The sequence below is a fragment of the Oleiphilus sp. HI0080 genome, assembly GCF_001635135.1.
Genome location: NZ_LWFU01000869.1, coordinates 1 through 8,955, shown reverse-complemented (window position 1 = coordinate 8,955; position 8,955 = coordinate 1). Strand labels below are relative to the sequence as shown.

7 protein-coding genes are annotated in these 8,955 nt (G+C 45.1%); all 7 read left to right on the top strand.

Annotated elements, in window-relative coordinates; translation table 11 throughout:
* The first annotated feature begins 388 nt into the window (after nt 1-388).
* The gene (locus A3751_RS17470) at nt 389-1,012 is read left to right on the top strand and encodes an XrtA/PEP-CTERM system exopolysaccharide export protein (protein ID WP_082863353.1); all 624 of its coding nucleotides are present in this window, start codon (nt 389-391) and stop codon (nt 1,010-1,012) included.
* Between the two features lie 5 nt (nt 1,013-1,017).
* Entirely contained in the window at nt 1,018-2,562 is a 1,545-nt protein-coding gene (locus A3751_RS17465) for an XrtA system polysaccharide chain length determinant (RefSeq protein WP_068458292.1), read from the top strand.
* Entirely contained in the window at nt 2,559-3,299 is a 741-nt protein-coding gene (locus tag A3751_RS17460; RefSeq protein ID WP_068458290.1) for a CpsD/CapB family tyrosine-protein kinase, read from the top strand. Before A3751_RS17465 ends, A3751_RS17460 begins: the two co-directional genes overlap by 4 nt.
* A 64-nt stretch (nt 3,300-3,363) precedes the next feature.
* Entirely contained in the window at nt 3,364-4,674 is a 1,311-nt protein-coding gene (locus A3751_RS17455) for a hypothetical protein (RefSeq protein WP_068458288.1), read from the top strand.
* A 76-nt stretch (nt 4,675-4,750) separates the two neighbouring features.
* Nucleotides 4,751-5,857, top strand: a complete 1,107-nt coding sequence (locus A3751_RS17450; RefSeq protein WP_068458286.1) for a glycosyltransferase — start codon at nt 4,751-4,753, stop codon at nt 5,855-5,857.
* Nucleotides 5,854-7,128 carry an O-antigen ligase gene (locus A3751_RS17445; RefSeq protein WP_068458284.1) on the top strand — a complete coding sequence of 425 codons (1,275 nt, stop codon included), beginning with the start codon at nt 5,854-5,856 and terminating at the stop codon, nt 7,126-7,128. The genes A3751_RS17450 and A3751_RS17445 overlap by 4 nt, the downstream gene beginning before the upstream one ends.
* A gap of 28 nt (nt 7,129-7,156) precedes the next feature.
* A partial coding sequence (asnB, locus tag A3751_RS17440) for an asparagine synthase (glutamine-hydrolyzing) (protein ID WP_068458283.1) occupies nt 7,157-8,955 on the top strand: 1,799 nt, incomplete at its 3' end.

Here is an 8,955-nt window from a genome sequence, read left to right as displayed (position 1 = left end):
CGATTTGTATTATGTGAAAAATCACAGCTTTTTTATGGATGTGCTGATCGTGATTCAGACGGTGGAAGTGGTATTGCTCGGGAAGGGTGTTCACTAGTTGGCGTGTAAAGCGACTGCGATTGCAAATTCTGCGTTAAAAAATAAACTTAAACGGCGCCCTTATTACCAATAAGCTTCGCTATTTATGTTCATTTTTGCCTTGTTTTTGTCGCGCTCGTTAAACTTTCTACTAGATCCTTGTACATTGGGCATAGGGTGATTGGGGGTGAGCGAGACGCACTGCACGTCGGTTGTTCGGCGCAAGGCTTTACAATCTTCAACATAACGCGCTAGGACTTTGATTTTAAAGGCTATAGACTTACACAGATGGAAGTTAAAGGAATAGGAAATGTTTAATCGAGTGGTTTCGAAAGTAATTGTGTTTACGGCCGTCGCTGGGTTGTTTGCGTGTAGTAGTGTTAATACTGTAGATGAGCAACCGGTAGAGTCGAGTATTGGTATCGTCGATGAATACCTTATGGGTATAGGGGACGCGGTTTCTGTGAATGTCTGGCGCAACCCAGATTTATCGGTGAATGTCACGGTGCGACCAGACGGAAAGATTTCCGTGCCTCTTGTGGGCGACTTAAAAGTGGATGGCACAAGCACTCGCGAGCTTTCCAAGACCATCGAAGAAAAACTCGCTGATTTTATTCGTACACCAAAAGTGACCGTGATTGTCACAAATCCTACCAGTGCGGAGTTTATTCACCGTATTCGAGTGACTGGCGCGGTTGCGCAACAGCGATCCATCCCTTATCGCAAGGGCATTACGGTGCTTGATGTTATTTTGGAGGCGGGAGGTTTGAGTCCGTTTGCGAACGGGAATGAGTCTAAGCTCTATCGTCAAACGGTAGAGGGTGCGAAGGTGTATCCGATCTATCTAAACGACATTCTAGAGAAGGGTGTTCTGGATTCGAACTATCAGCTTTTCCCTCAAGATATTATCACCGTACCTGAAAGGGGCTTTTAAGCTACATGGATTTTGCCCAGTTACTACAGTACGCCAATGTCATCTTCCGAGAGATATGGCAGCGTAAATTTCTAGCGCTCACAGCCTTCGGGCTCGTGAGCTTTCTTGTTTTAGTTGTTGGCATGTTTTGGCCTGCGAAGTACGAAACGACTGCGACGATTTACGCCGATAACCAGAATATTTTAGGGCCATTGCTTGATAAACAAGCTAAGCAGTCCAAGGTGGACGATCGCGCAAAAGTGGTTAGAGAAAAGCTTTATTCCCCACGTTTACTCACGCAGGTAGCGAAGAAGCTATATGGTGCAAAAACTGAAGAAACGCCCACTGCGCTTGCGAATTATGTCAGCACGATACGAGCCAATATTAAGGTGAAATCAGTGGGTGCCGGTTATATCGCGATCGACTACACGGCTACGAATGCGAATGATGCCTATGAAGGTCTCAACGCCATTATCGATACCTTTATTCGCACTAGTTCTGAAGAGCAGCGTGCAGAAAGCCGCGAAGCATTCCTGTTCATCGACAACCAGGTGAAGCAGTACAAAGACCAGTTAGTGAGCGCAGAAGAGAAACTGAAACAATTCGCATCGAAGAATTTCGATGGTCGGGATTCAGACGTCAGCTCTAGCATACAGCGCCTGCGTAGTCAGATAGAAGAGCTTAAAATTTCGATCGATGAGGACAAAATTACGCTTCGATCTCTTCAAGAGCAAATTTTGGATGAGTCTGAGTTTGCCGCGACAACGAAGAAAGTGGATGCGTACTCTATTCGACTGCAGGAGCTAGAGTCTCGACTTTCCAATCTTCTACTGACGTACACCGAAGATTATCCCGACGTAATCACCTTGCGCTATCAAATTGCTGATTTAAAAAGGGTGATTAATGAGGCCGCCTATGAACGTGCAACTGATCAACAAATTGATGGTGAGCCAACGCAAATAGAAGAAGGGAGCGAAGTTTTGCTTAACCCTCTTTATCAAGAGTTACGCAGCCGAATCTCGCAAGTTGAGACCTCGATGCAAGCGAAGCAGAAGCGTCTAAGTGTGTTTAACGATTTGCTCGCGAATGAGTTTGAGCGTCGTCAGCGCGTTGCGGAACGGGGTGCAGAGGAGTCTGAATTAGTAAGGGATTATGATGTTACCAAAAAAATCTATGAAGATATGCTCGAGCGCAAAGAGAAAGCGCGCCTTTCAATGACCCTTAATATTGAGGGGCAGGGTGTGACCTACCGCATTCAAGAACCGCCATTGCCGCCGCTTATGCCAACAGGTTTGCGCTTTATTCATTTTGTGATTGTTGGGCCTTTTGTTGCGCTTCTGTCGATTATTGGTTTAGCCGTTGCTTACGTGCTACTTGACCCAAGAATACGCTTCCCGTCTGCATTACAGGCTTTTGATGTGCGTGTTTTGTCGGTGATTCCGCATGTAAATACACCGCTTACCAAGCGCTTACGCCGATCAGATATGGTGATTTGTAGTTTGCTCGCGGTTGCAATTTTTGCGGCCTATGTTGGTGTGGCTTTGGCCTTTCATTTTGGAGTGCTGCTATGACTTCGATCAAAGACAATGATAGCTTCTCAAATGAATACAAGGCTGCGGTTCCTGAGTCAAACCCTCGGATAGGCCACATGGAAGAGGTCGATCAGTTTACCCCCGCGGAGCTAGATGCGCGTAAGCTTATTTATCCAGGCATGCATAACCCGCAAGTATTGAATATATTTCGTGAGTTGCGTACTCAGCTGTTGCAGTTGCAGAAGAAGAAAAACTTCGTATGCATGGTCAGTTCTGTCAGTAATCAGGGCGGTGGTAGTTTTGTTGCACATAACCTTGCCTCAGTCTTCGCGCTTGATAAAGCGAAAACGAGCTTAGTGCTCGATGCCAACCTTTACTCCCCAAGCGCGCAAAAGCTCATTTTTGGCGAAGCTGAAATTGGGATTACGGATTACTTGAGTGACTCAGAGATTGGTATCAAAGATATCGTCTACGCAACGGGCATTCAGCGCTTGCGAGCCATTCCTCTTGGTTCGAATAGTGAGGGTGCAGCAGAGTATTTTGAATCTGAGAAGATGCTCGCGTTTATCGACGAGGTGAAAAGCCGTTACGCCGATCGATACATTTTTATCGATGCACCGCCGGTCGTGAACTCTTCGGAGGCACGGATTTTGGCGGGATTGGTGGATATGGTGGTATTGGTAGTCCCTCATGGTCGTGTCACTACGGACAAGATTCAAGCTGCCATTAATATAGTCGACGAAGATAAGCTGGCAGGGCTAATTTACAACAATTGAGCCTAGCTTAGGTGAACGCTTGCAAGCGGCAAGTGAAACTAATCAGGGCAATAACGAGTACTAGATGGATTTTAGGCTAAAAGCAATTACAGGGATATTCTTTAGCGGAGCCTTTGTCGGCGTACTTTTTATGAGTGCGTCACAGGCAAATGCTGTAGAGACCTCGGGCGCTGTTGGTATGCGCCTGGAGCCAACTGATAACGTACGTCAGTCTGCGAATAATCCCGAAAGTGATGTCATCCAACGCGTCTACGGAGAGCTAGGTATCGAAGAGGTGCGAAAGCGCTTTCGTGCAGATGCTAGCCTCAGTGTCGAGAACGAGCACTATTATGAGGGCACGTATGAAGACGAGACATCTTTAACCACGGGCTTTGGGTTGTTTACCATCGATTTGATTGAGGAGTTTCTCGAATGGCGCGCTACGTTCTCTAGAACAGATGTCGTTGAAGACTCCGCCGATGACGAGAACCCCGATACCAGAGAGTTCCGAAACATTTTTCGAACTGGCCCCACCATCAATTACGCGATCTCACGTACGATGCGTTTTAATTTGAATGGCTCCTACGTAAAGGTTGATAACTCAGACGAAACAGCAACCAGTAATGAGCGAGCGGAAGGTTCGACAAGGCTCACGCATCAATTTAACCGTCTCACTTCGTTCAATATTGGCGGAAACTACTCTGAGATTATCGAAAGTGACGACGAAGAAGAGATTCAAAATAGCCGTGTAACGCTTGGTTTTTCTCGTCTTTATACCGATGGCTCGCTTACAGCAGATTTTGGCCGACAAGAAGTAAGCTCCAATATCGCGCCGACAACCGATGGACGATACATCGACATTCGTGCCACCCGCTCGGCACTATTGGCGCATTCATGGTCGCTAAGTTTCAACCAATCTATTTCTGATACTTCTATTGGTTTTGAAGACGATGAAATTGGGAATGTGCTTGAAACAGACCCAACGCAAGCGACATCGCAAACCGATATCGAAACTCGAGACCGTGTGAACTTGAATGTTGATCGTGATGCTGGCTCATTCACTTATGATGTCGGCCTGATATACGAAGAGAGTGATTTTGCAAAGGGCAATTACACAGAACGTTATCGTGGTGCCGTTCTTGGTTTTGCACCCAAAATCTACTCACGATTAATCCCCAGGGCCGAGTACGAATATAGCCGTGAGAGTTTTGGATTAACCCGGGGGTTAGGTAAAGACACCACCCATGCGTTCACCTTGTCTCTTAAATATCAGCTTATTCAAGATTTATATACCGACGGTTTTTTGCGATACGAGACACGAAGTAATGATGATGTTTCAAGTCGCGATTTTGACGAAACCTCGGCAGGCCTAGGACTGCGCTGGGAGTTTTTGTGATGATAAACCTACCCATGTCGGGGTCCGCTTCCGTTGGTGGTGTTGAAAGGGTAAGACCCTGTTTAAAGGTATAACTGTGCAGCCGCTTAGTATCCTTCAAGTGGCCTCAGGCGATTTATGGGGTGGAGCAGAAGCGCAAGTGCATACCCTTTGTAAGTATTTAGCGCGTATGTCTACTTCACATGTGGAAGTGGTCTTACTGAATCACGGAGAGCTTGAGGGGCGCTTAAGAGCAGAAGGTATTCAAGTTCATGTGTTCGATGAGGCTAAGCTCGGCAGTGCAGAGATTTTCTTGCGCCTACGTCACTTACTAAAAACCCTACAACCAAACATCATCCATACGCATCGCCAAAAAGAGAATATTCTCGCATCCTGCGCAAACTTCCTTTCGATAAGAGCGGCCTGTATTAGAACCCAACACGGCGCACCAGAGTTTGATTACAGCTGGGCTCAGTGGAAGAACAAGATTCAAGTGACAGTCGATCAGTTCTGTGGTCGGTACCTTCAAAAGAAAATTATCGCGGTATCAGAAGAGCTAGCGCATAAACTTCAAGTTGATTACCCAAAGCAGCACATTACGGTAATTGAAAATGGCGTAGACCTCGAGGCGCTCAAAGACGTAAAAGCAGATGCTCCTTTTTTGCTTCATGAGCCCAAGGTAAAGGTAAAGCATGTCGGCATTGTCGGACGGCTAGTGCCAGTAAAGCGTGTTGATATTTTCTTGGATATGGCGAGCGAGCTAGTAAACTCAGAATCGACAGATCAAGTGTTAAAGTTCCATGTTATTGGCGATGGGCCGCTGCGGTTACAGCTAGAAAAGAGGGCGGAGCAACTAGGCTTATCCGATGCGGTTACCTTTCATGGGCATATTAAAAACGTCGCCTCTTATATTAAAAGCTTGGATGTGCTCGTCATGTGTTCCGACCACGAGGGCTTACCGATGACATTGCTTGAGTCTATGGCTCTAGGTACACCAATCGTTAGTCATAACGCAGGAGCCGTGACTGAAAGCTTTGAGCAAGGCGAGGGGGGCGTTCTATCAGAGGAGCATGAAGCCTCGTCTTATGCCTCAGCCTTATATAAACTACTCACTAGTGACTCAAAGGTTTTGCCCGCAAAACCAAACAGTGCTTTGGATAACGCCCAAGCAATTATTGCTCTATATCGCGAGATCTCTCTATGAAGGCTCAAGACATTCAACTTGAAGACCTCTATCGCTTAGAGCTAAAAACCTGGTGGACGTATTTTAAAAGTGAAAGCTTCGCTTTTAAGATGATTTGCCTTTACCTATTCACTGAGTACGTTCGACCTCAATCAATCTGGCCTTGGCTTGATTTTCTGCCCTGGGCGCAGCTTTTTGTTATCGGCGCACTACTTGGGCTATTAGCAGACCCAAAGAAAAAATGGGTAAAGTCGCCTGTCAACAAATGGATGGTTTTATTCTTTATATCCATTCTATGGTCAACATACCATGCGCATTATCCAGACTGGTCTTATAGGAATTTGGCTAACTTCTATAGTTGGTTTGTAATCTATTTTCTTATAATCAATATCGTTACAACGCAGCAGAGGCTTCTATGTTTTTTAGCAATTTTTTGTGTCGCTAGCTTTAAAATCTCTTTTTCGGTTACGCTAATTTGGGCTCAACGCGGCTTTGCATTCACTTCTTGGGGATTAAAAGGTCCGCCTGGTTTTTTCGAAGACTCAGGAGAGTTAGCCATACAAATGGCCGTTTTTTGGCCGATAAGCTTAGCGGTTGCGCTAAATCTCAAGCCTTATTTACCTATATGGAAGCAACGTGTGCTGATATTAATGCCAGTTACATCTGGTATGGTGATATTAGGGGCTAGTTCCCGCGGAGGGCAGTTAGCAGCCTTAGCCCAGTTTGTAATGCGTTTTGCTAAACAAGTTTTTAATTTAAAGGTGTTAGTCAGTGTCTTGTTGGTAGGATTGCTAGCATGGAGTTTTTTGCCAAGCGAACAAAAACAAAGATTTGATGATGCAGGCAGTGACACTACATCGAAAATCCGGTTGCTATATTGGGAGCATGGTTTTGAAATGTTGAATGACCACCCGTTCACTGGTGTCGGATATTTCAATTTTATTCCGTATTATGCTGACAATTATCTGCCTTATGTTCCGTTTCCCAATAATGAGCTGGCGCATAATATATTTGTTCAAGTTGGAGCAGACCTAGGTTATACCGGCTTGGTGATTTATATAGCAACAATATTTTCGGGCTTGCTTCTTGTTCGAAGAATAAAAATGCGTTCGAAAGGACTTTCTCAATACCCGATTTTTAAGATCGTTAGCGTATTTAATGTGTCTTTCGTAGGGTTTTTAATCGCAGGGCAGTTTGTTTCTGTTGTGTATTACCCCTTCATGTGGATCCATTTGGCATTTTGTTCGGTGGCATATAGTTTGTTTCATTCGGACGTTCGTTCACGCCAGTAAAGTAATATAGTAGGCTTGGGTTAGTTTTATGTGCGGTATCGTAGGTGTAGTGAGCACAAGGAATGGGTTTTCAATTGAGCAAGACCTTGCGCTAATGGCGAACGCGATAGTGCATCGTGGGCCAGACAGCCATGGGCTCTGGCTTGATGAAAACTCAGGTATCGGTCTTGGACATCGGCGTCTTGCCATACAAGACTTAAGTGCGCATGGCCATCAACCGATGCAATCACAATGCGCGCGCTATCAAATTTCTTTTAACGGCGAAATATATAATTTTCTTAAGCTTAAGCAAGAGCTTAGCGCTCAAGGCGCTGCTTTTACCGGCAGTTCAGACACGGAAGTATTAATCGAGGCCATCGTTAAGTGGGGGCTTTCATCCACTCTCGCAAAACTAGAAGGAATGTTCGCCTTTGCACTCTGGGACATGCACAGGAAACAAATAACCCTATGCCGTGACCGCTTAGGCGAAAAGCCGCTTTATTATGGTTGGTTAGGTAAGCACAGCGAGCGTTTTGCTTTCGCATCAGAGCTTAAATCACTAGAGGCGATAGGGTCAGACTTACAACTTGATAGTGATGCACTTTCAAATTATTTCTATTATGGCTATGTACCTGCGCCTATGTGCATCTACTCTGGTATATATAAGTTAATGCCGGGCACCTATATCAGCTTTTCTCTAAGTAACGGGAAAGTAAATAAATCCGGCTTTTCGCCTTTGATTAACTCAAGCGCAGTTTCTCCAACGGCTTATTGGTCTATTAATAATGTAGTCGAAGATAAAACGCAGGCCTTGTTTGCATCTGAACAGGAAGCAATTGAAGGATTGGATCACACCCTTAAAAAAGTGATTGCTGACCAATCTCTTGCAGATGTGCCACTGGGTGCTTTTTTGTCGGGCGGTATAGACTCGTCCACTGTTGTTGCAATTATGCAACAGGTAAGTTCAAAACCGACACAAACTTATACGATAGGTTTTGATGATAAAGACTTTAACGAAGCGAGTTTTGCGAGAGATATATCTGCACACTTAGGGACACATCATCATGAGTTATATATTAGAGGGCAAGATTGTTTAGACCTAGTACCATCACTATCGTCTATTTATGATGAACCCATTGCAGACTCATCTCAAATACCTACTTACTTGGTTTCCAAGCTCGCGAGAGAAAACGTCACTGTTTGTTTATCTGGTGATGGGGGTGATGAGCTATTTGCGGGCTACAACCGTTATATCCATACCGAAAAAGTATGGTCTGCTCAGACCAAACTGCCTATTTTTTTAAGGCAAATGTTTGCGAAGTTTATAAAGGTATTGCCACCAACTTTGTGGAATAAAGCATACTCTGCTTTAGCCAGGCTTGGCGGCAGTCGTGGGCAGCAGCACAATGTTGGTTTAAAGGTACAGAAAATTGCTAATTTGCTTGAGTGCGGCGATATCGATTCGGCTTATCGTTACTTGATATCATACTGGCAGCCAGGTTCTTTTCCGTTAATTTCGCACGCTAAAATTAATATAGACTTATTTGATGGTGCGCCAAACGGGCTCTCAAGCTTTATCGACAAAGCGATGTATTGGGATCAGCTTAGTTATTTGCCGGGTGATAACTTAACGAAAGTTGATCGCGCGAGCATGGCTGTTAGCTTAGAAACACGACTGCCCTTGCTTAACCACAGAGTCGTCGAATTTGCATGGCAAACGCCGCTATCCAGGAAAATAAAAGATGGGCAAACCAAGTGGCTACTCCGGCAAGTGCTTTATAAGTATGTTCCAAAGGAGCTAATTGAACGCCCTAAGATGGGCTTTTCAGTTCCTGTTGCAACGTGGTT

Bases quoted from the DNA above. Each gene is read 5' to 3' on its own strand.
- A3751_RS17455 (WP_068458288.1), top strand. From the start codon at position 3,364: ATGGATTTTAGGCTAAAAGCAATTACAGGGATATTCTTTAGCGGAGCC.
- A3751_RS17445 (WP_068458284.1), top strand. From the start codon at position 5,854: ATGAAGGCTCAAGACATTCAACTTGAAGACCTCTATCGCTTAGAGCTA.
- A3751_RS17470 (WP_082863353.1), top strand. From the start codon at position 389: ATGTTTAATCGAGTGGTTTCGAAAGTAATTGTGTTTACGGCCGTCGCT.
- A3751_RS17465 (WP_068458292.1), top strand. From the start codon at position 1,018: ATGGATTTTGCCCAGTTACTACAGTACGCCAATGTCATCTTCCGAGAG.
- A3751_RS17460 (WP_068458290.1), top strand. From the start codon at position 2,559: ATGACTTCGATCAAAGACAATGATAGCTTCTCAAATGAATACAAGGCT.